Here is a 22,290-nt window from a genome sequence, read left to right as displayed (position 1 = left end):
TTCATCATCTATTAAATTGGAGGTTTTATAATGAACAACAAATTTAGTGATGACAGTTTAGCTTTACACACAGATCTTTATCAAATTAACATGGCGGAAACCTATTGGAGAAATGGATTTTATCATCGTAAAGCAGTGTTTGAATTGTATTTTCGGAAACTCCCATTTGGAAATGGGTATGCCGTATTTGCTGGATTAGAAAAGGTAATTGAATTCCTAAAGAATTTTAAGTTCAGCGAGAGTGATATCAACTATTTACGAGAAGAAGGATATCAAGAGGATTACTTAAATTACCTTAAAGATATTCGCTTCACTGGTAGCTTACGTTCGATGAAGGAGGGAGAGTTAGTATTTGCGAATGAGCCGATCCTTCGAATTGAAGCTCCAATAATGGAAGCACAGTTAATCGAAACGCCAATTTTAAATATCGTTAACTATCAAACATTGATTGCAACAAAAGCTTCTCGCATTAAACATGTTATCGCCGGTGGCGTAGCAATGGAATTTGGTACTAGACGGGCTCAGGAGATGGATGCAGCAGTATGGGGAGCAAGGGCTGCCTATATTGCTGGTTTCGATGCAACATCAAATGTAAGAGCAGGTAAATTGTTCGGAATTCCTATCTCAGGAACACACGCACACTCACTGGTTCAAGCTTATCGTGATGAATACACTGCTTTTAAAGCATATGCTAAAACCCATAAGGATTGTGTATTCCTCGTAGACACCTATGACACATTGAAATCGGGCGTTCCGAATGCTATTAAAGTTGCAAAAGAAGAAGGAGACAATATTGATTTTAAAGGTATTCGTTTGGATAGTGGCGACCTTGCTTATTTATCGAAAGAAGCAAGAAGAATGCTAGATGAAGCTGGATTTAACCATACAAAAATTATTGCTTCCAATGACCTCGATGAAAAGACAATTATTAATTTAAAATCACAAGGAGCAAAAATAGATAGCTGGGGCATTGGAACACAGCTCATTACAGCGTATGACCAACCAGCTTTAGGTGCGGTTTATAAACTTGTTTCTATTGAAGATGAAACTGGAAGTATGGTAGATACCATTAAAATAAGTGCAAATCCAGAAAAGGTGTCTACTCCAGGCTTAAAAAGGGTTTATCGAATTATTAATAAAACCAACCACAAAGCGGAAGGGGATTATATTGCGCTTGAAGAGGAAGACCCAAAGAGCGAGAAACGACTTAAAATGTTCCACCCTGTATATACCTTTATAAGTAAATTTGTAACAAATTTTGAAGCACGAGAACTGCATTATACCATTTTTGATAGTGGGAAACTTGTCTATCAAACGCCGTCGATACAGGCGATTCGACGTTTCACTAAGGAAAATTTAGCTGTTTTTTGGGATGAATACAAACGTACAACGATGCCTGAAGAATACCCAGTAGACTTGAGTCAAGCTTGTTGGGATAACAAGATGAAGAAAATTGCAGAAGTGAAGGAAAATGTAGCGGAGATGATTGCAGGAGAAAATAGAGATAATTGACCGATTTTCTGGATGAAAACTGGGGGATAGAATAATGGCTAAAATTGGAATATACGGTTCGTCTTTTGACCCAATCACAAACGTACATCTATGGACCGCTAGCACAGTCGCTCATCGTTGTCACTTAGATAAAGTAATTTTTCTTCCTTGTTCAAATAAGCGCAGAGATAAAAAGATGATGACAGAAGATAAACATCGATTGAAAATGATTCAACTAGCAATTAAAGATAATGAAAAATTTATTACGGATGATTTCGAACTAAAACAAGATGCATGGAAAATTACCACGTATGAAACGCTGAAACACTTTAAAAAGGTGTATAAAAATGATGATATCTATTTTATTATGGGAGCCGATTTGCTCGTGGATATTGGTAATGGAAAGTGGGGAAATGGGGATTTACTCATCCGCGAAAATAACTTCATTGTCATGGCTCGTGATGGCATTGATATGGTAAAAGTAATAAGCAGATCACCTATCCTCCGTAATAATGACGATGGAAGTACATTCCACCTACTGGATAAAGGTCTTGCAATGGAAATCAGTTCTACTTATATTCGAGAAGAATTTGCATTAGGTGGGGAGCCGCGTTATCTTCTCCCAGAAGCTTGTTATAATTATATTAAGGAGCACTGCTTATACAAATAGTAGAAACAACAAAAAGTCAAAGGAGCGGTTCTGGGCTACTGAAAGCAGGGAGGATTTTTTATCAACATACAGATGAAAAAGAAGCTGACTGCCATGTGTATGTAGCAGGTTGTCAGCTTTTTCCGTAGTCTTTCTTCATTTATTTGTTCCTTTGAGGTAATGAACGCCTCTCTCAGATACTTTACAGATGAAAAAAAATGCCCATAAGAGAATAGATAATCACCGTCGAAAATAAGACAGTCATATGAATAAGGGAATAGACAAACATTGATTTAGCCCATTTTTCCGAATCCATCTTTCTATAACCCCAAATACTTAGGATAAGCCACAAAATACTTAAAAGAAGGGCTACTAACATAAGACCGATGCTTAAAGGCACAAAAAGAAAACTTGTTGCAATTAAAACAATTAAATAAATATTCGTTTGTATATAGGTTCTTTTAACACCTTTGACTACTGGAAGCATTGGAACTTTCGCAGCCTTATACTCATCGTGTCTACGAATAGCTATGGCATAGAAATGTGGCATCTGCCAAATAACTGCAATTATAAAAAGGCCTAGAATAGCAGGATGTGTTATGTCTGGATACATAGAAGCCCATCCTATGAGAGGAGGCATTGCTCCAGAAATACTTCCAATCTCTGTATTATAAACGGTTCTTCTCTTACTCCACATCGTATAGGGAACAACATAAAAAAACAAACCTAAGAACCCTAGGAATGCGGCTAAAGGAGTTGTAAGTGCAAGTGCTGCTATTCCGAAGATAGACATCAGGATAGCAAGCCATAATACTGTTTTAGGCTTTATTTCTCCTGTTACAGTTGGCCTATTTGTTGTTCTTTCCATAATAGAATCTATATCTCGATCATAAAGGTTATTAAAAGCTCCAGCTGCACCTATTACGAAAATCGAACCGATTAAGGCAAATATTATTTCGGGTATTTTCTCGAACAGACTAATCTGATAAGTATATAACGACAATGTTAACCCAGCAAACATCGGAAATAGGTTTGATTTAATAATCCCAGTTTTAATAGTTTGCGCCAAAATTTTTGATAAAGTCTGTTTCTGTGTTGTAAGGTTTTCTTCCTTCTGCATTACTACCATCTTCCCCTTCCACTAGATTGTGTGCAATTTCATACAACAATCTAGAATGACATTATAGATATCATACACCTATGAACATGAAACAGTAAAACAGTACCCTATTGGAATTAAATGGGCGGCTCTTATAGCGGAAAATGAAAAGTTTTGCACGTAAAAACGGCACAACTAGCGGAAAATTGCCAGTTGTGCCGTCACTCTTTCATACGCTACAAATCTACACGCAAAATTATGGATTTTCTAGTTCTACTAATCATCGTCACTCACTGCTTTTTTTTGCCGTTCTAGGGCTTTTGTTGCTAGAAACAAGCCAATCGCTTTATTCCTTTCCCATATTTTAGGGAAGGCAACGAGAGGAAGATTGTTATCTTTAATGAGAGAACCTATTTCAGCAGTAAATCCAGGTTTTCCAAATTCAGCAACGAACCAATCAGTATAGCCACCGCCTTGTTGATGGGACGCGGGTTCTTGTATTCTATAGTTTGTTATGTCTGAGACTTTTTGGGCAATCTTGTAGTAATCATCTGCAAAATTGATTGTATGAGTCAATCCAAATTGATGAAACCCCCAAAATAGCACATTTCCTGAGGAGTGATAAGCAACAGCGATTTCAGGATTAAGTTTAGAAGTGAAATCAACAAGGGCTTTTACTTCTTCTGCTTGAAGAGGGGAGTTCCCTTTATAAAACTGATAACTAGGCTTTGTACTTACTCCTTTTAAATTTTCCCAATTTGTGGGGTACTGACGATTTAGGTCAATACCATTCCCATTTGCTTTCCACCTTTTAAAGTCCAATGAACCTTCGTTCATCTCGATAAGACTTGGATGGATATAGCTTGGAAAGGCTTCGAGGCCAAATTGCTGCAGTGTAACACCGTCCGGATTTACCATTGGGACAAACCAAACGGATACATGATCTAGTATGTTCGGATGGATATTATGAATAGGTAGATTTGCTTTATACGCTTTGGCATAGGTTTCAATCATCTTCATTAAAAGAGTACTAGTCATCCACTCACGAGCATGATGCGCACCATTTATAAAAATGGATGTCTCCCCATGTCCCAGTTTAATCGCCCAAACCTTTCTTCCATAAGTTGTCGTTGTTAATGATTTGTATGTAATTAAGTCAGGATACATTTGCGAAAGCTCTGACACGTCTTCCATTAATGCTTCATACGTATACATATTTTTTGTATGAACGATTTGAGCACGTCCTATGGAGGGAAAGAAAAAGAAACAAACCAGTAACAGTAAGAGAAAAACCTTCATAAAGTACTTCCTTTACAACTTTGTCATCAGTGATATTTTGGTTGATGTTGCTTCTTTTTATTACAATTTTTTAAAGAGAGAAAGCGTTTAATGGGATAAGACTCTCAAACCAAATTGGTGATGTATGTTAACATCGGTATGGAGTTTGTAAAGGGCTATACCTAAGTTAAAGACAGAATAGTTGAAGAAAAATGGTTGAGATTTTGGGAGAGGATTCTACGAATGAAACGAAATAATGACGAGGTAAAAGACCTCAAAAAAATTTTAAATGCTCAAAAGCTGGCATTATATTGGTTGTTAGGCCTAATTTATTTGGCGTTCATAGGCGTGCAACTAGGAAGAATTCAAGCTATTACAAATTTTAACTATACTTTGCATGAAATGTTGCTTATTCCTGCTACTTTAGCTCTGTACATAGTTCCAATTGTATTTATCATTTACTTATACTATTTAATGAAATATTTACGAAAAGGTGGAAGACAAAAGGGGAATTTTATTTCGAAAGTAAAAGCAATAATCGTGATTGTCTCTATCATTATTATTGTATCTATAACAGCTCACCAATCTCATGAAGTACATACTGGGGGAATATTCGAGTTAGAAGAGAAACTATATGAGGAAGGAAAATATTATTTGGTATTCGATGATAAAAAGCTTAAAGTCTCTATGAATGAATATCAATTAGTTGAAGTGAATGAAGAGTATTTAGTAAGTTTTATTTGGAATTCACGAACCCTTAATAAAGGTCAACTTGAAACTATTGAACCAATAAAGTACAAGAAGTATTAGGGGCGTAAGTTTTATAGAATTGCTCTTGCATGAATGGGATGCGTCTCCCCAAAGACGCATCTTTTTGTATTGAATTCATTGAAGAAAGTTATAATATTTCAGAAAAAAAGAAGCGTAAGGTAGAACTTTCTAACAAATAGAGAGTATCATAGGATTTGTAGAAAAATGCAAATGGTAAACGAACAGGAGGTTTTATCGTGGGAAAGGTGTATGTAGAAAAATTAGATTTTAGAAATATAAGTTCAGTGGAAAATCATTTTCAAAACTTATTACAGAAAGATTTATCTTTCACGGAGGTTCTTATTTCTTGGCTCAAGGATGTATCAGAATTTTACGATGCGATTGAAGAGGCAATGGAGGGGCATTACATAGATTTTCAAGCCTATAATAATGATGAGACTGCTAAACAAACATATGAATACGATCAAGAAAAAATTGAACCACTTGTGAAAAAGTTCAAATCTAAAATTGATGAAAAGTTCTTAAATTCATCGTTGAAGTATGAACTTAATGCGGAGGAATACGGTCGATTTATTCGGAGTAAACAAAATGCAATAGAGTTATACAATGATGCAAATGTAGTATTAGAAGTTGAAGAAGATAAATTGGCGACTCGCTATTTCGAAATCACAGGAGATTTGACCGCGGAATGGGACAGGGAAGAAGTAACCATTGTTCAACTTTTCCCTTACTTAGAAGATCCAGATCAAACGATTAGAAAAAAAGCGTTCACGCTAATTTCTAATTCAATTTTGGAAGTGAAGAGTGATTTACAGGAGATTATGAATCAATTACTTTCCATTAGAGTGAAAAAGGCAAAGAATAGCGATCTACCTAACTATCGAGATTATATGTTCAAAAAGTATGAGCGTTTTGATTATACTCCAGAGGATTGTAAACAGTTGGCAGATTCCATAAGAAGTTATGTTCTGCCTCTCGTCAAACAAATACAAGAACAGAAGAAAGAGGAATTAAACCTTGAAGAACTTCGGCCTTATGACACGAAAGCCGTCCCAACGAGTAAGCGTCCATTGAAACCTTTTAACTCCATTGAAGAATTAGTAGAGAAAACATCAACTGTTTTAGGGGAGCTTGACCCACGATTTGCAGAGTTGATTAAACAGATGGATGAGAGAGGTATGCTTGATTTAAAAAATAGGAGAAATAAATCTCCTGGAGGATTTTGTACGCCATTACCTGTTTCCAAACTATCTTTCATATTTATGAATGCATCACATACACATTCGGATATGCTAACCCTCTTCCATGAGATGGGACATTGTATTCACAATGATTATAAATCCAAGATTGACCTTTCCTATTATAGAGAAACACCAATGGAATCCTCTGAACTAGCAAGTATGACAATGGAATTGCTAACGATGAACCACTGGCACCACTTTTACCACGATGAAGAAGAACTGAAAAGGGCTAAAGTAGAGCTTTTAAAAGATATTGTTACTTTCCTTCCAGAAGGGGTAAAGATTGATCTATTTCAGCATTGGCTGTATGAGAACCCTGATCATTCGATGGAAGAGCGGATGAATAAATACTTAGAAATAAGTGAACAACTTGATGCTGGGGTCGTTAATTGGGAAGGATATGAAGATGCAAGGAAGTCCCATTGGTTATTTGTTCTTCATATATTTGAAGTCCCATTCTATTACATTGAATATGTGATAGCTCAACTTGGTGCTTTACAAATGTATAAGCAATACAAAGAAAATCGTGAGGAAACCTTGATTAATTATAAACAAGCTCTTTCTCTCGGTAATACCAAATCCTTAAAAGAAGTGTATGAAACAGCTGGCATTCGTTTTAATTTCTCACCAGCTTTAATAAAAGAATTAATGGACTTCATAAAGGCAGAAATTCAAGAAATTGAGCAAGAAGATAAAGTTATGTAGATAAAAAATAATATTTTATAGACTAGGGCGATTACAGTATAGTGGTCGCCCTTTGTTCTTGTTAATCAAGAAATTGTAAAAATACTTACATGGATATAACTTTTCTACAGGAATAGTTTAGGTCTATAAAGTTATAACCTGTGCAAATGTTGTTAAATTAACGTTAGCTAAGATTTTTAAAGTAGGAGAAGAGAAATTTGAACGCATTTTATACATCTGCACAAATAGAAATGTATTTTTTCTACTTACTCCATTTTTCTAATACCAGAGATAAATAATGTAATACTAATTGTACATTTGGATACTTTAAAAAGGAGATGAAAAAGAAGGTTAGGTGAAATTGGTCATGATATCCAAAAGGCACTGGGTGTTTAATGTAGTTATTGTATTGATTCCTTGGTTATCGTTGTTATTTTTAGGTAAGCGTAATGTAAAACGTTTTTCTCTAGCGGGGCTAGTAATTGTAGTATTCGAGATAATAAATCATAAGATTGGGCAAAAGCGTGACTGGTGGATTTTTTATGACAAGCGAAAATCATTTTTAACAAATGAGCTTCCTTTTAGTATCGGTCCATATATGCCTCTTTCCATGTGGTTACTTACATTCTCGTACGGAAACTTCAAAAAGTTTTGGTTGCTTAATGTTATTGTAGACGGACTTTTTGCTTTTCCGATCATCGACTTTTTAAAAAAGCTAAAAATAATAGGTTTACATAGATTAAATCATTTTCAATTTTTTCTGTACATACATTATAAAGCATATTTATTATATGGAGTGCAACACTGGATTGAAAGCAAACGAAACTAAATATTTCGTGCCTAGCACTACATAAATAATTTTGTTTCGCAAGGTAGATTGATTCAAATAGAAGAAAGCAAAGGGATGGTTCGCTTCAATGAAGCAAAAACCCTCCCTTTTTTTACGAAAATAACCTACAAAAATGACTAGCTCTAGGGTCCAGTCAATTTATTTTTCTTATAAAGTATAGTGGCTAAAGAGAGGCGGTTGTTTTCCCAGCATTAGCAACATCTTTTTGCATATCTCAATCGTGTTACCTTCTAGCATATTTGCAATGCATTTTTTATGAATTTAATATATTCAGAATGTTATGTTACAATAGTTATAGATATTGCTATTAAATGTACTTTTGGGTTCAACTGAACAAACGTGGCATGAAGTAGTAAGACGTTCTAGAAAATAAATGAAACAAGGATGCGGCTAATCTATAAATATAAAAGCTATAGAAATGGTAGTGATCTCGCTGTCGTCTATATTTTCTAATGAGAAAAGTACTTACAACTAGGTGTCCTTTATATTTAATTCAGCAAACTTTGGCACTACTATTTTTCTTGATTCCTCATTGTGAGGTAAGTAGGTTGCCTCCTTATCAAGCTTTTTCCTTTGGGTACTGCTCATACTTTCCTTAAAATGTAAGCCCACGTTTTTATCCGTCTGCATTTCGGATTATTTTCTTCTAATGGTACATGGTCATACGTTGTAATGGGCGTCGCGTAGTTAGCGATTGCGTCAGTTATGATTAATAGTTATCCATTATTTGAAGGTCAATTCCCTGTTTTTTCTCCAACGCATCTAACTCGTTGTATTTCTTTAACATGACGAGAAAAAGAACCCTATATCCGAACCAAAAAATCTATTTTTTAGTTTGAAAGCGATATCTTTTATTAAATCTATAGTCGTTGGGATATGTATAGATACCGAAATAATTATTACACGCTAATTTAGGATTTTCTAGATTACAAGTAAAGACGTTTTTAGTTCCTTCACGATAATAGAATCTATATTTGTCATAAGGTGTTACGTTCCCACCGCTATAGTAGAAAAGAATTGTTATTGGAGGTTTTTGAATGAAGGAAAAAAGTAAAGGAGAGAGCAGAAAAAGAGTAATAGACTATAAAATTTTTGTCCCATCTTTACTTATTATTATCGCTATTAGTATTCCTTTTTCGATGTACGAAGATGAATCTCTGAATCTGTTGAACGGCATTTTTGATGGGATTGTGGAAATGTTTACATGGGGGTACATATGGTATGCACTTCTAATGGTTGCAGCCGGTCTATTTTTTTCATTTTCCAAGTATGGGAATGTCGTTTTAGGTGATCCAACGGAAAAACCAAGGTTTACCTTGTTTGAGTATGCCTCTATTCTAATTGCGATGGGGCTTGGATCCACAATTATGCGGACTGGGATGATTCAATGGACCAAAGTCGCGCTGGAGCCTCCTTATGGCGTGGAGGCTCAAACGAGAGAAGCATTGATGTGGGGAAATTCATACAGTATGTTTCTATGGAGTTTTCAAGTATTTGCCATCTTTGTAATGGCAGCGCCTGCAATGGGGTACATTTTACATGTTAGAAAGAAACCATTTATGCGAATCTCCGAAGCGTGTCGGTGTATTTTTGGAGATAAATTTACAAATGGCGTAGGTGGAAAAGTACTAGATGTAATCTTTTTAATTAGTATACTCTCAGGAGCGGCAGTAACATTGGGATTAGGAACACCAATTATTACATTTAACTTAGCTAAATTATTTGATATGGAAGTTACGTTTGGTTTAACGCTGGCTGTAACAATTATCTGGGTAATATTATTCTCTGTTAGTGCCTATTTAGGTATAGAAAAAGGTATCAAAAAATTGAGTACTCTTAATATGTATATTGCCGGTGCGTTTGCTATATTCATTATGCTAGTAGGGCCAGGTGTATTCATTCTGAATTATTTCACAGAGAGTATCGGTTTCCTATTTTCGAATTATATTGATATGTCCCTTCATACGAATTCTTTAGATGTGGAAGGAAGCACGTATATGGAAAGCAATACCGTATTTTGGTTTGCTTACTGTGCTACATGGGCAATGCTGCATAGTATATTTGCTGCCAAAATATCCCGTGGTAGAACTATTAAAGAAATGATATTAACTTATTTATTGGCTCCAACGCTTATATCTTGGATTGCAACAGGTATCCTTGGAGGTCTTGGTGTGCATAGGTATCTTACTGGAGAGGTTCCTGTGTTAGATATTGTACAAGAACAGAATCCTATGGCTGTCATACCCGAAATTTTGGCTTCGCTGCCTCTTTCTGCAATCGCGATCTCAGTCTTTCTTATAGTAGCAACTATTTTCTTGACTACAACATTAGACTCGACAACGTATACGATTGCCTCCTATACGGGCACAAAAGATATGAGTAAAGCGGAGCCTTCTAAAAGTTTGAGAATGATTGTTGCTGCAGTCGTAACAATCATTGCTCTACTATTAATGAGAATAGGGGGACTAGCTCCATTGGAAGTCCTTTCCGGTCTCATGGGAATTCCAATTATTATCATACAGTTTCTGACTATTTATGCTGCGAAGAAAATGATGGATGAGGATAAGGCTTGGAAATATAATGTCAGAAGGAAAAGGAATGATAATGGAGAAACATGGAGGAAGACTAGTAATTTTTAAATAATGGAAAACAAAGGGATGGTTCTTTTACTTCAATGAAGCATGAGGACAGTCCGAGGCCACTGAAAAAGTCCATTCATAGAGAAAAAGAAGCCACCGCATATAGATGTTTAGTTTCTTTTTCTCTATCTATTGATAAAAATCTTCCGTGCTTTAAAAAAGCGTTACTTTTTCAGCGGTCTCGAACATTCCCTTTTCTTTCTGCTACAAGCTTTTTTAAGTGATAAAAAAGAAGGGAAAGTACATCTTTGTCTCTTTCCCATGATATAATTATCGATAAATTCAAAAAGTTCAATCAGAGGTGAATAGTATGGGGCAGGAGGGAAATTGTCAGGGTCTTATAGATGTTTCTAGTGATTTTGAACAAGATTTACAAGCTGTATTTGAATCAAGTTTTGACGTGATTTATGTTGCAGATGGGGAGGGCACGACACTTCGTGTAAGTGCAGCAGCTGAAAAAATGTGGGGCGTTAAACCTGAAGAACTCGTTGGAAAAAAGGCTTTTGAACATGAACAAAAAGGTTTTTTTACACCGTCCGTTGTGAGTTTGGTACTTGAAAAAAAAGAAAAAGTACAGGCAATTCAAACCACTAAAACAGGAAGACGTCTTCTTGTCGTTGGAACACCTATTAAAGATGAAGATGGATCCATTCTTCGCGTAGTTAATACCTCTCGTGATATCACAGAAGAAACAGAATTAAAACAAGAAATCCAAAATGTTAAATCGTTAATGGAAGGCTATCGGACGGAACTTGAGGAGCTCCGTGAAAAAGAAAAACAAGAGTCTACCATTATTTACAATAGCAAAGCCATGGATAACGTGTGTGTGCTAGCAAAAAAAGTTTCCAAAACCAATGCCACGGTTTTAATTACAGGGGAATCAGGGGTTGGGAAAGAAGTAATTGCTTCTTATATACATCAAAACAGTGAACGAAAAACGAAGCCATTCATTAAAGTGAATTGTGGAGCACTACCAGAGAGTTTACTAGAATCTGAACTTTTCGGTTATGAACCAGGATCCTTTACAGGTGCCTTACATAAAACAAAACGAGGTATGTTTGAACTTGCTCACAAAGGAACAATCTTTTTAGATGAAATTGGAGAAATTCCCGTTAATCTACAGGTGAAACTTTTGCGTGTTCTTCAGGAAAAAGAGTTTCACCGTCTCGGAGGTTCCTCTCCTATTAAAGTAGATGTTCGTATTCTTGCGGCAACGAATCAAAACCTTGTGAAAAATGTAGAAAATGGGAAATTTCGTCAGGATTTATATTACCGACTTCATGTTATTCCGATTCATATTCCTCCATTGCGTGAACGAAAAGAGGATATTTTGCCACTTTCACTAGATTTTCTTACCACTTATAATGAAAAATTCCAGCAAAACAAACGAATTTCAAATGAAGCGATGAAGGCGATTTCTTCGTATGACTTTCCTGGTAATGTCCGTGAACTTCAAAACCTGATAGAACGTCTTTCTATTCTCTCCGAACAGGATGAGATTACAAATTACGACCTTCCGTCCGAGTTTCAACGAAAACATGAAATAGCCCACCTTGTTGAAGTCAATGATATCTTGCCATTAAAGGAAGCTCAATGGCTTGTAGAAAAAGAACTTTTGCTTCTTACTAAGAAACGCTATGGGACTACTACAAAAATGGCAAAAGCACTTGGCGTTAATCAGTCTACAATTAGCCGAAAACTTCAGCAGTATGCAATAGGACATGACTCTATGCACTAACGCATATTTGGAATCCTTTCATAAAGAGAGGGTTTTCTTTTTTCTCCTTTTTCTATATGCAATTATGCATATCCTTTTCTATAGAACGCTGATATAACTAGAAGTTACTTTTGGCATACTTCTTGCAGTACTATTAGTGAATCATCAATAATCGAGAGGAGGGGACGGGAATGAAAGCTAGTTGTATTCAAATGAACACTGTGTTAGGGAATAAATTAGAAAACTTAAAAAAGGCAGAACGTTTAATTGAAAGAGCCGCAAGAGAAGGGGTAAAACTGATTGTCCTTCCAGAACTATTTAACACAGGATACCGTGTAGAAGAACATGATGCGGCACTTGCTGAAACTATTCCAGGTGAAACAACGGAGTGGATGACAACATTATCACAAAAATATGACCTCTATCTTATTGGGTGTATCCTAGAAAGACATATTTCCCGAGGGCTAGTATACGATACCGCAGTGATGACAGGTCCAAAAGGGGTTCTTGGGTCTTATCGAAAACAAAATTTATGGGATACAGAAAAAAATCGTTTTACGAAAGGTAATGAGTTAACACTTATCGATATAGGGGATGTAAAGATTGGTTTATTGATTTGTTACGAAGTAGGGTTTCCAGAACCGGCACGTTTTTTAGCTGCAAATGGGGCAGACATTTTGATTTACTCTTCCGCCTTTGGAGAGGCAAGAAGCTATGCATGGGATCTTGCTACACGTGCTCGTGCTCTTGAAAATGGCTGCTATGTTTTGGCATCAAATCGTTCAGGAATGGAAAAAAATGAAACGGTATTCGCTGGTATGTCTCGAATTGTGGACCCAAAAGGAACGGTTCTTGTGGAAGCAGAAAAAGAGGATGACATCATTCTTTTTGACCTTAATTTTGAAACCGTTGTCAAACAACGCCAAGCTATTCCTTACTTACGGGATGTGACCTATTACGATGAAAAAGGAGGAATAAGAAATGACTGATGTTCAACTTTATATGTGGATTGGTTTAGCACTCCTTTTACTAATTACAGGTTTTCTTGGTTATCTCGGTTATAAAAAGACAAAAAACGTTTCTGATTTTAGTATTGCAGGAGCATCTTTAGGCCCTGTTATCCTAGGGCTTGCATATGCGGCAACATTTTTTAGTGCTTCAACTTTTATAGGTTACCCTGGTTGGGCATATCAATGGGGATTTTCTTCCTTGTGGATTTTCCTAACACTTATTTTCGCCTCTCCACTTGGGTTAATAGTGGTAGCAAAACGAGCAAGGAAATTAAACATTTCTCAAAAATCCTTATCGCTTGCCGACTGGTTAGGTGACCGTTATAACAGTGATTTTATCCGTGTCGGGACAGCGCTTGTTTGTTTATTTAACATTTTTTACATTGCTGCTCAGTTTGCAGCAGGAGCATGGATTTTTAACACTCTTTTAGATATTCCTTATAGCCTTGCTTTAGCACTTATTGCTACTCTTGTTGTGGCTTATGTGTATACAGGTGGGTCGTTTGCAGATATTTATACGGATGCGGCTCAGGCGGTACTTATGGCAATTATGGGCGTACTCGTATTCGTTTCAATTTTCTGGATGTTTCCAGGCGGATTAACGGAAGGATTTACAACAATTGCAAACACGTTAAAAGCAAAAGATGACACCCTTGTGTCGATTACAAATTCTTCTTCCATTGTTTTCTATTCAGTTCCAGCTATTTTAGGTGCTTTTATAATTCAGTTTGCATTTTCATCCCAACCGCAGCTGTTTAATAAGGTTTTAGCACTTAAGGATCCTAAAGATATGCGTAAAATGATTCTTGTTTACTTAGGAGCATCGGTTTGTTTTATTTTAGTTATTTTTGGTGGCTTATATGCTGCAGCTACTCCAACAGTTCAAGTGGATGAAATTGATAAAGCAATTTTAAACTATGTACTAGAAGCTTTTCCGCCTGTTGTAGCAGCATTCTTAGGTGTTGTTGTTATAGCCGCTGCAATGAGTACAACAGACGGCATTTTCGTTGTCATGAGTACCCTTGTTGCGAACGATGTTTATCGAAAGTACCTTGTTCCAAAGGGTATTATTAAAGCAACAGAAGAACAGGCAGAAAAAACAGCTCTCCGCTTAAGTCGAATTACAGTATTAGTTGTCGGGGTAATTGCTTATATTTTAGTACTCAATCCTCCACCATCAATCGGGATGTACATTTGGATTGGAATTTCAGGTGTTGCATCCGGTACACTTGGACCGTTACTTATTGGTCTCTTTTTACCATCTCTTGCAACACGTACTGCGGCAAAAATATCACTCGTATGTGGGGTTGGTTCTTATATTCTCATTTTATGGAGTGGCACGATTACGAGTACCATGGCAGCAGGGGCTGGTGCGGTATGTATTGGTGTACTTGCGATGATTCTTACGGGTATTTTCACGAAAGGCAATGAAGATTCTACCTTTGTTGAGGAAGAAAAGTTTGTTAAGAATGCAAAATAGGAAGAATACGAGGAGGAATTTTTATGTGGATTAATGAGATGCTTTCCATTTGGCTCTACGGGACGATTGGTTCACTTGCTTTGATGATCTTTTTGCTTTTTAAATGGTATAAATCAGAGGATTAGGTTTAGTAAAGGGTGGCACTACCCGAATAATCTTGTTTCACAATTTTGCAAGGGACAAACAAGGGAGAGGCAGGGGCCACTAAAAAATTCATTTAACTAGAGAAGGAAGCTGACAGCCTACTATATATAGGTTATCAGCTTCCTTTATTTTCTGTATATTGCTTAAAAAATTTCAGGGGTTTCAAAAGCTTTATCTTTTCAGCAACCCTGGGTAAAGCCATGGGACGGTTCTTGCGCTTCAATGCAGCACATTCTCTTGCTTTAAAGAAGCACAAGAACCGTCCCTTTCCTTCCTTGGGAAACTGACATTTTTTTATGAAGGTCTTTAAAAGTTATTCAACATAAATACTAGCGATTCCCTTATTTCTAACTATGAGAATTGTCTTAATTTTTATCACTATAAGTAAATGAGAGGAACCATGAATAATAACTAGCCTCCTGTAAAACGTACTAGACTCGCATTGAATTAGATATACTCAACCTTTTTACTTACATGATCAGGTAAGTAATATATCTAATTGAGAATGGGTATCAATAACCATTGACGATGATAATCATTATCAATTAATATGATGATGAAAACGGAATCCAATCAAACAGGAAAGGAAGATTTTTTTATGACCATTCAAACCATAAATTCGAATAAAGAATTACTCGATCAACAAGAGAGACGGGAGTCTAATGCGAGATCGTACCCAAGAAGAATTCCACTAGCTATAAGGAAAGCGGAGGGAATATATGTAACAGACATGGAAGGTAATAAGTATTTAGATTGTTTGGCTGGTGCAGGGACTTTAGCGTTAGGGCACAATCATCCTGTCGTGATTAGTGCAATGGAACAGGTTATACGTGATAAACGCCCCCTACATACATTAGATTTAACGACACCAGTTAAAGAGGAATTTGTAAATGAATTATTTTCTAGCCTGCCGGAAGGTTTTCAAGATAAAGCAAAAATACAATTTTGTGGTCCTACTGGCGGAGATGCCATTGAGGCAGCATTGAAATTAGTGAAAACAGCTACTAGAAGACAAAGTATTCTCACTTTTCAAGGAGGGTATCACGGTGCCACTCATGCGACGATGTCGATTAGTGGGAACCTAAGCCCTAAAAAGAATGTTCAAGGATTAATTCCTGATACACATTTCTTGCCTTATCCTTACACTTATCGTTGCCCATTTGGTAAAGGAGGAGAAGAAAGTCATCTTCTAAGTAGTCAATATATTGAAAACCTACTTGATGATCCAGAAAGTGGGATTTTACCACCGGCTGCAATGATTTTTGAAACGGTGCAAGGGGAGGGGGGCGCCATTCCAGCACCAATTGAGTGGATTCAAGAAATGAGGAGAATCACCCAAGAACGAGGAATCCCATTAATCATTGATGAGGTACAAACCGGAATTGGAAGGACCGGAAAATTATTTTCTTTTGAGCACGCTGGGATCGTGCCGGATGTATTGGTTCTTTCAAAAGCCATTGGAGGAAGTCTCCCTCTATCGGTTGTGATTTATGATCAAGACTTAGATTCGTGGGAGCCCGGTGCCCATATTGGGACGTTCAGAGGAAATCAAATGGCGATGGCAGCAGGTACCGCAACGCTAAAATTCATTAAGGAAAACGATTTAGTTGCTCATGCAGAGAAAATGGGTCATAGACTCCTTCAAGCATTAACACAATTTCAATATGAGGTTCCTGAAATTGGTGATGTAAGGGGAAGGGGATTAATGATTGGAGTAGAAATGGTGGACCCAACTCAATCTTCATCGTCTAGTGGGAGCCTCCCTGCTAATCCTGAAATAGCTAGTCAGATTCAACGTGAGTGCTTTAAACGGGGATTAATGCTTGAGGTAGGAGGAAGACACGGGGCAGTTGTTCGTTTTCTTCCACCATTAATCATAACAAGAGAGCAAGTGGATGAGGTCGTTACTATTTTTAAAGAAGCAGTACTTGCTTCTGTTGAGAGGTAAAGACATATGACTATAACCATTCCCAACGCAGAAAAGTGCACGACGAACTATGATTCCTTCTTTCTTCATCAAGGTGAGGAAGGAATTGGCGCCTTTACGCAACTGGTAAGCCAAGTTAGTAAAAAATTACAAGAGATATATGCGAGTGCGGAGCAGCCTTTTATCGGGAAAAATCCGACTAGGATTGAAGAGGAGATTAAACAGATTATGGCTTTTTCATCCGAAGGACAAACTTTTGAGGATGTTCTAGATGAAATCGAAACACCTATTTTGAAAAATAGTCTTCATATTTCTCATGAAAAGAGCATGGCTCACTTACATTGTCCACCTCTTCTTCCTGGTGTTGTAGCGGAGTTGATCATCGCTACGTTAAATCAATCCATGGATTCATGGGATCAGAGTACAGCTGCAACATATGTAGAAACTGAAATGGTGGAATGGTTAACGAAGAAAATACGTTTTCCATCTACTTCAGGTGGAGTATTTACAAGCGGTGGGACGCAATCAAATTACATGGGAATTCTACTAGCTCGTGATGCCTTCTGTCATTCTTACTGGAATCAAAATATTCAACAAGAGGGCTTACCTCAAGACTTTACTCGATTAAGAGTTATTTGTTCAGAAGAAGCTCATTTCACTGTGAAGAAAGCAGCTTCTCAACTTGGTTTAGGAGAGCAAGCTGTGGTGACAGTGAAGACGGACGAGAATCATAGAATGAGTGTCAGAGAAGTGAGAGAAACATTAGGTCAATTAGAGAAAGAAAACTTATTACCGTTTGCCCTTGTAGCAACATGTGGTACTACTGATTTTGGAAGCATTGATCCGCTGGAGGAATTGACTTCTGTCGCAAAGGAACATGGGATTTGGGTTCATGTAGATGCGGCGTATGGCGGGGGACTGATTCTAAGTCATTCTCATTTAGACAAACTAAAGGGACTGAACAAAGCGGACTCTATTACTGTGGATTTTCACAAGTTATTTTATCAGCCAATCAGTTGCGGCGCATTTTTAGTGAAGAATCAAAAGCACTTTCGCTACATTTCTTATCATGCTGATTACTTGAATCCCGTTGAGGATGATGAGGAAGGCATATTGAACTTAGTCAATAAATCCGTTCAAACGACAAGAAGGTTTGATGCATTGAAATTGTTTCTTTCTTTAAAAACGATTGGAACCGACCTTTTTGGAAGATTGATTGACGATACAGTAAAGCTTGCTCAATACACAGCTAGCTACATAGATGGATTGGAAAACATTTCAATTCAGAATTCAAGGCCAGAAATCAATACAGTCATTTTTCGCTATCAGCCCCCAAAAATAGAAGGCATTGATGTTAATGAGTTAAACAGAACGATTCAGCAGCAACTCCTTTATTTAGGTAAAGGCGTTATCGCAAAAACAACCGTCAATGGTAAGACCTTTTTAAAATTAACACTCTTAAATCCAAGAACAAAGCCTAAGGACATTCATTCTCTTCTACATGATATTGAAAAAATGGGGGATGAATTACTGAATGGAGGTTTAAACATTGAAGAATCCTAAGGAAATTGCCGAGAATGCAACGATGCAAAGCTTTCTAAACTGCTATTTACGGGAGACAGGTAACTATACTGATGGCACCCAATATGAGGATCATCCTTCTATATCAGGTTCATTCGAGAAAGTTATCGTTTCTAAATTGATATTGCAACATATTGAATTGATTATACCCGTAACCTACTGGTCTCTTACGGAACGCCATCTATTTGGTTTTCCTATTTATTATCGGGTCGGGGGCAAGGAAGAGATAAAGCCAATAGATTACGTTACCCTTACTTCACTGATTGTAAAAGAGTTCTTACTTGATAAAAACGTTACAGAAGCGGAAGAGGAGCTTCTTTTACGAGTGATATTAAGCTGCCGAAGTATAAAGAACTATATTGAAAACAGAGTAGAGGACAAGGAAGCCCTGACAGATGAAGAGTTTGACTACATAGAGGCAGAACAGTCCCTTTTATTTGGTCATTTGCTTCACCCTACTCCGAAGAGTAAACAGGGTCTGACAGATAAAGAAGATCGATTGTATTCGCCAGAGCTTAAGGGTGAATTTCAGCTTCATTACTTTAGCGCGGAGAAATCGTTGGTTTTAGAGGATTCTAGTAAAAGCTTGTCTGCTGCTTCTATCATTTTTGAAGAATTGAAACAAGATTCTACTGTTGATCAACACTGGTTGCAGGAGATAAGAAGTGAAGGCGAACGAATATTATTTCCTGTCCATCCTATCCAAGTGAAAACGTTAGTAGAAAAATCAAAAGTTCAAGACCTAATGGTAGAAGGAAAATTAGCATACCATGGTCCTCTTGGGAAATCATTTACAGCTACGTCGTCGTTTAGAACGGTATATAGCAAAGAGTCTCCATTTATGTATAAGTTCTCTGTTCCTGTCAAAATTACAAACTCTCTTCGTATTAATCAGCAGAAAGAACTAGCGAGAGGTGTGGAGGTTTCTAGATTACTAGAAACTGAGGTTGGAAAGGAACTCGATAAAGTCTTCCCGCACTTTAAGGTGATTCAAGATCCAGCCTACTTGAACCTGAAGTTGAATGAGGAAGTGTCTGGTTTCGAAGTGGTTATTAGAGAAAATCCATTCTATGAAAATAGTAATCAAACAAGCTTGATTGCAGCATTATGTCAGGATCAGGCTTACGGCGGAAATAACCGAATCCATTCCATTATTAAAGGTATCGCCAAGCGAGAGGAACGTAGAGTGGATGAAGTAAGTCTAGATTGGTTTAACCAATACTTATCTTTGTCGTTAGATCCTATACTTTGGTTGCTTCAAACGTATGGTATCATCCTTGAAGCTCATCAGCAGAACTCAGTGATTCAACTAAAAAACGGTTACCCGGAGACCTTTTATTACAGGGATAATCAAGGATACTATTATAGCGAGTCTAAAGTAGAAAAACTGATGAAACTGCTTCCGGACTTAAATAAACAAAGCGATACGGTTTGTACGGACGAAGTGGCAGAAGAGCGTTTATGCTACTATTTCTTCTTTAATCATCTTTTTGGATTGATTAACGGATTTGGGGTAAGTGGCTTGATTGAAGAAGAGAGACTAATGACTGTAGTAAAAGAACGATTAAAGTACCATGAGAAACAACTCGGAGACGATTCCCATCTTCTGAGGAATCTATTATATCAACCGGTACTTCCTTGTAAAGCAAATCTATTGACTCGTTTTTATGATATGGATGAACTAGTTGGACCAATGGAGGCTCAATCGGTTTATACAATGGTGAACAACCCCCTTGCAAAAGAGGTGGAAATCTATCATGTCTTATAATTTTGAACTATTTGATGAAGAAATCCAGAAAACAATTGCTTTTCGGGAAGTGGAGTATGAGCGAGATGTGGAGCTTATCCATACTTGGATGATGCAAGAGCATGTTCATCCGTTTTGGAATTTAAATGTACCACTGAAGCAATTTCGTAGCCATTTAAAAAAAGCTTTATCAGATGAACATCAAACGTTGTATATAGGGTATGTTGAGGACGTGATGATAAGCTACTGGGAAGCTTATTGGGTAGAAGGGGACGTCGTAGAAACAACTTACTCATCGGCTCCTTTTGATCAAGGTGTCCACTTGTTAATAGGCGAGAAGGGGTATCTGGGGAAAGGGTTTTCCCTTCCCATGTTACGAGCAATGATGTTATTTCAGTTTCAGGTCTCGAGGACAGACAAAGTCATTGCTGAACCGGATATTCGAAATGACAAAATGATCCATGTTTTTAAGAAATGTGGCTTTAAACCAATTAAACCTATTACATTGCCAGATAAAATCGGGCTGCTAATGTTTTGTGAGAGAAAAGAATATGAAAAGAGGTGGGGAAATGTTGGATTCCATAAAGAAATCAAATGATCTATATGACGTAATCGGTATTGGAATCGGTCCCTTTAATTTAGGATTAGCCGCCTTACTTGATTCTGTTCCTGAGGTAAACGCCTTATTTTTTGAAAAGAAGTCAACATTCGATTGGCATCCTGGAATGTTGATAGAAGGAACCACTTTACAAGTGCCGTTTTTTGCTGACCTTGTCAGTATGGTCGATGTGAGAAGCGATTATAGCTTTCTCCGCTACTTAGAGGAGCATAATCGGTTATATCATTTTTATTTTCTAGAAAAATTTCATATACCAAGAAAAGAATATAACCACTATTGCCAATGGGTGAGTGAACAGTTAGAGCATTGTCAGTTTGGCATGGATGTTCAATCTGTCGTTCCATTTCCATTGGAAAATGGGGAATATGTGTATGAAGTGAGAGTATGGAACAGCTCCACACAATCAACTGATTTCTTCTTAACCAAACATATTGTTATCGGAATTGGTTCTGTTCCTTCCGTCCCTAAGCCATTCCAGAAAGAGCTAGGGAAAACGGTATTTCACACAGCAGACTATTTAGCTAATAAAAAAATATGCAAACAAGCAAATTCTGTTGCTGTTATTGGTTCAGGTCAAAGTGCAGCGGAAGTATTTTTAGATGTAGCCAAAGAGCAAAAGAATCATGGATTTTCTTTGCAATGGTATACACGGTCAAGGGGATTTTTCCCGATGGAATATTCAAAGCTAGGTCTTGAATATTTTTCCCCTGATTACACAGAGTTCTTTTACCAGTTACCTCAGGAAAAAAAGGATCATCTTTTACAGGAACAAGACTTGCTTTATAAGGGAATTAGTGCAGAAACGATAGCCGATATTTATGACTATTTATATGAACGATCAGTAGGAGGTGAGGAGCCTGATATCTCCTTACAGGCGATGACGGAAATCGTTGACGTTGAACAACAAGGACATTCATTAGAACTCCTCGCTTATCATCGTATTAAGGAAAAATATTTTGTGAGCAATGCTGATATTGTCATTCTCGGAACAGGTTACAAACCAGCTTTTCCTGCGTTTCTATCGGAAATGAAAGACTGGATTGCCTGGGATGAAAAGGGAAGATACAAAGTGAAGGAAGATTATCGATTAGAAACATATATAGAAGATCAGCATGAAATTTTTGTGCAAAATGGAGAGGTTCATACCCATGGTGTAGGAGCACCTGATCTGGGACTTGGGGCACACCGTAACGCCATTATCATTAATACGATTACAGGAAGGGAAGTGTATCCCGTTCATTCGAGGAATGTATTCCAAACCTTTGGAACGAAAACGTCATCTACATCGTCTCGACCAGTTTCTCTTTCTGGAAAAAAGTGAAAGACTCATTGACACCAAATAATAAGGCTGTTTTCTAAAAGA

16 protein-coding genes are annotated in these 22,290 nt (G+C 37.1%); 14 read left to right on the top strand and 2 right to left on the bottom strand.

Translation table 11 applies throughout. From position 1 onward, the window contains the following. Positions 1-30: 30 nt before the first annotated feature. Both ACFSUL_RS17225 and nadD read left to right on the top strand, forming a co-directional pair. A complete protein-coding gene (locus ACFSUL_RS17225; RefSeq protein ID WP_071412512.1) occupies positions 31-1,512 on the top strand; it encodes a nicotinate phosphoribosyltransferase in 1,482 nt (493 codons plus the stop codon). 34 nt (positions 1,513-1,546) lie between these two features. After that, the gene (gene nadD, locus ACFSUL_RS17220; RefSeq protein WP_071412511.1) at positions 1,547-2,161 is read left to right on the top strand and encodes a nicotinate (nicotinamide) nucleotide adenylyltransferase; all 615 of its coding nucleotides are present in this window, start codon (positions 1,547-1,549) and stop codon (positions 2,159-2,161) included. A 181-nt stretch (positions 2,162-2,342) separates the two neighbouring features. On the opposite strand, the gene cyoE is transcribed toward nadD, so the two are convergent. Then, the gene (gene cyoE, locus ACFSUL_RS17215) at positions 2,343-3,260 is read right to left on the bottom strand and encodes a heme o synthase (protein WP_377937137.1); all 918 of its coding nucleotides are present in this window, start codon (positions 3,258-3,260) and stop codon (positions 2,343-2,345) included. Between the two features lie 255 nt (positions 3,261-3,515). Next, on the bottom strand, positions 3,516-4,538 hold the full coding sequence (locus tag ACFSUL_RS17210; RefSeq protein WP_377937136.1) for a M14 family metallopeptidase: 1,023 nt from the start codon (positions 4,536-4,538) through the stop codon (positions 3,516-3,518). A gap of 222 nt (positions 4,539-4,760) precedes the next feature. On the opposite strand from ACFSUL_RS17210, the gene ACFSUL_RS17205 reads away from it, so the two are divergent. From ACFSUL_RS17205 to ACFSUL_RS17150, 12 genes are all read left to right on the top strand, one after another. After that, positions 4,761-5,327: a hypothetical protein gene (locus ACFSUL_RS17205; RefSeq protein ID WP_377937135.1), complete on the top strand. Its 567-nt coding sequence runs from the start codon at positions 4,761-4,763 to the stop codon at positions 5,325-5,327. A 197-nt stretch (positions 5,328-5,524) separates the two neighbouring features. Next, on the top strand, positions 5,525-7,234 hold the full coding sequence (locus ACFSUL_RS17200; RefSeq protein ID WP_377937134.1) for a M3 family oligoendopeptidase: 1,710 nt from the start codon (positions 5,525-5,527) through the stop codon (positions 7,232-7,234). 346 nt (positions 7,235-7,580) lie between these two features. After that, positions 7,581-8,042, top strand: a complete 462-nt coding sequence (locus ACFSUL_RS17195) for a hypothetical protein (protein WP_377937133.1) — start codon at positions 7,581-7,583, stop codon at positions 8,040-8,042. A 1,058-nt stretch (positions 8,043-9,100) separates the two neighbouring features. Continuing rightward, positions 9,101-10,702: a BCCT family transporter gene (locus ACFSUL_RS17190; protein ID WP_377937132.1), complete on the top strand. Its 1,602-nt coding sequence runs from the start codon at positions 9,101-9,103 to the stop codon at positions 10,700-10,702. Positions 10,703-11,012: 310 nt separating this feature from the next. Beyond that, positions 11,013-12,440 carry a sigma-54 interaction domain-containing protein gene (locus ACFSUL_RS17185; protein WP_377937131.1) on the top strand — a complete coding sequence of 476 codons (1,428 nt, stop codon included), beginning with the start codon at positions 11,013-11,015 and terminating at the stop codon, positions 12,438-12,440. Positions 12,441-12,610: 170 nt separating this feature from the next. Beyond that, complete coding sequence (locus tag ACFSUL_RS17180; protein ID WP_377937130.1) at positions 12,611-13,408, top strand: carbon-nitrogen hydrolase family protein; 798 nt, start codon at positions 12,611-12,613, stop codon at positions 13,406-13,408. Continuing rightward, positions 13,401-14,909, top strand: coding sequence for a sodium:solute symporter family protein (locus tag ACFSUL_RS17175; protein WP_377937129.1), 1,509 nt, complete (start codon positions 13,401-13,403; stop codon positions 14,907-14,909). The genes ACFSUL_RS17180 and ACFSUL_RS17175 overlap by 8 nt, the downstream gene beginning before the upstream one ends. 700 nt (positions 14,910-15,609) lie before the next feature. Continuing rightward, positions 15,610-17,001 carry an aspartate aminotransferase family protein gene (locus ACFSUL_RS17170; RefSeq protein ID WP_377937128.1) on the top strand — a complete coding sequence of 464 codons (1,392 nt, stop codon included), beginning with the start codon at positions 15,610-15,612 and terminating at the stop codon, positions 16,999-17,001. A 6-nt stretch (positions 17,002-17,007) separates the two neighbouring features. After that, positions 17,008-18,543, top strand: coding sequence for a pyridoxal phosphate-dependent decarboxylase family protein (locus tag ACFSUL_RS17165; protein ID WP_377937127.1), 1,536 nt, complete (start codon positions 17,008-17,010; stop codon positions 18,541-18,543). After that, on the top strand, positions 18,530-20,329 hold the full coding sequence (locus ACFSUL_RS17160; protein ID WP_377937126.1) for an IucA/IucC family protein: 1,800 nt from the start codon (positions 18,530-18,532) through the stop codon (positions 20,327-20,329). The genes ACFSUL_RS17165 and ACFSUL_RS17160 overlap by 14 nt, the downstream gene beginning before the upstream one ends. A 22-nt stretch (positions 20,330-20,351) precedes the next feature. Next, positions 20,352-20,906: a GNAT family N-acetyltransferase gene (locus ACFSUL_RS17155; protein WP_377937752.1), complete on the top strand. Its 555-nt coding sequence runs from the start codon at positions 20,352-20,354 to the stop codon at positions 20,904-20,906. Then, positions 20,881-22,248: a lysine N(6)-hydroxylase/L-ornithine N(5)-oxygenase family protein gene (locus tag ACFSUL_RS17150; RefSeq protein WP_377937750.1), complete on the top strand. Its 1,368-nt coding sequence runs from the start codon at positions 20,881-20,883 to the stop codon at positions 22,246-22,248. Before ACFSUL_RS17155 ends, ACFSUL_RS17150 begins: the two co-directional genes overlap by 26 nt. The last annotated feature ends 42 nt before the right edge of the window (positions 22,249-22,290 follow it).

Source organism: Bacillus seohaeanensis, from assembly GCF_042684945.1.
In the GTDB taxonomy this organism is placed as follows: domain Bacteria; phylum Bacillota; class Bacilli; order Bacillales; family Bacillaceae_B; genus Rossellomorea; species Rossellomorea seohaeanensis.
The sequence above is the reverse complement of the archived record's forward strand: the minus strand, read 5'-3'. Positions and strand labels throughout refer to the sequence as shown.

Excerpts from the sequence above, each read along its gene's own strand:
- ACFSUL_RS17225 (WP_071412512.1), top strand. The coding sequence starts at position 31 with ATGAACAACAAATTTAGTGATGACAGTTTAGCTTTACACACAGATCTT.
- nadD (WP_071412511.1), top strand. The coding sequence starts at position 1,547 with ATGGCTAAAATTGGAATATACGGTTCGTCTTTTGACCCAATCACAAAC.
- cyoE (WP_377937137.1), bottom strand. The coding sequence starts at position 3,260 with ATGCAGAAGGAAGAAAACCTTACAACACAGAAACAGACTTTATCAAAA.
- ACFSUL_RS17210 (WP_377937136.1), bottom strand. The coding sequence starts at position 4,538 with ATGAAGGTTTTTCTCTTACTGTTACTGGTTTGTTTCTTTTTCTTTCCC.
- ACFSUL_RS17205 (WP_377937135.1), top strand. The coding sequence starts at position 4,761 with ATGAAACGAAATAATGACGAGGTAAAAGACCTCAAAAAAATTTTAAAT.
- ACFSUL_RS17195 (WP_377937133.1), top strand. The coding sequence starts at position 7,581 with ATGATATCCAAAAGGCACTGGGTGTTTAATGTAGTTATTGTATTGATT.
- ACFSUL_RS17190 (WP_377937132.1), top strand. The coding sequence starts at position 9,101 with ATGAAGGAAAAAAGTAAAGGAGAGAGCAGAAAAAGAGTAATAGACTAT.
- ACFSUL_RS17185 (WP_377937131.1), top strand. The coding sequence starts at position 11,013 with ATGGGGCAGGAGGGAAATTGTCAGGGTCTTATAGATGTTTCTAGTGAT.
- ACFSUL_RS17180 (WP_377937130.1), top strand. The coding sequence starts at position 12,611 with ATGAAAGCTAGTTGTATTCAAATGAACACTGTGTTAGGGAATAAATTA.
- ACFSUL_RS17175 (WP_377937129.1), top strand. The coding sequence starts at position 13,401 with ATGACTGATGTTCAACTTTATATGTGGATTGGTTTAGCACTCCTTTTA.
- ACFSUL_RS17170 (WP_377937128.1), top strand. The coding sequence starts at position 15,610 with ATGAAAACGGAATCCAATCAAACAGGAAAGGAAGATTTTTTTATGACC.
- ACFSUL_RS17165 (WP_377937127.1), top strand. The coding sequence starts at position 17,008 with ATGACTATAACCATTCCCAACGCAGAAAAGTGCACGACGAACTATGAT.